Genomic DNA, 529 nt, shown 5'->3' with positions numbered 1-529 from the left:
AAAAAATTGGCGCAGGTGATAGCCAAATTGTTACCGCTTCAGCTACTGCGTGGCGTTGGCCTGGAGCAACGGCAACATGTCCATCTGGCAAGAAAGTCATTGGTGGAGGCGGTCAATGCAGATCAAATACCGGATTTATATGGCTCACGCGTTCCATGCCTTCAGGCAACAATGCATGGACTGCCAGTTGCGACACGACCGAAGATCAAAATGGTTCAATTACAGTTTACGCCATTTGCCAGTGACGATACTTATCACTGGCAAACCACGATGTAACTACATTTCCCCGACAGGTCAGTTCGGTGAGTACCGCCATAAAAGTTGTATTCGTCATAGAAGCCGCATTTCACAATTCGATTGGCATCATAGGTTGCAACTGACCCCGCAAAATAATTCGGCTTCCACCCGTGCGGATTTTCTGCATTACTGACACTCCAGGTACACTGGCTGGCAGAAAAACCAGATGGCAATGGGATCTGTTGTCCATTTGCTATTTTTCCTGTCAGAACAGTGCTACCTGATGCCCTTC

At 47.8% G+C, this 529-nt stretch carries 2 protein-coding genes; one reads left to right on the top strand and one right to left on the bottom strand.

All coding sequences use genetic code 11. The annotated features are described in order from the left end of the window. A partial coding sequence (locus ACJHX7_RS26295; protein ID WP_032425604.1) for a hypothetical protein occupies nucleotides 1–276 on the top strand: 276 nt, incomplete at its 5' end. Here ACJHX7_RS26295 and ACJHX7_RS26290 read toward each other — a convergent pair. Beyond that, the coding region (locus tag ACJHX7_RS26290; RefSeq protein WP_001326894.1) for a hypothetical protein at nucleotides 255–529 on the bottom strand (275 nt) is incomplete at its 5' end. The genes ACJHX7_RS26295 and ACJHX7_RS26290 overlap by 22 nt on opposite strands.

The sequence above is a fragment of the Escherichia sp. WS1451 genome (genome assembly GCF_046487365.1).
GTDB classification, from domain to species: domain Bacteria; phylum Pseudomonadota; class Gammaproteobacteria; order Enterobacterales; family Enterobacteriaceae; genus Escherichia; species Escherichia coli.
Note: the sequence above shows the minus strand (reverse complement) of the source record. Positions and strands in the feature narration are given on the sequence as shown.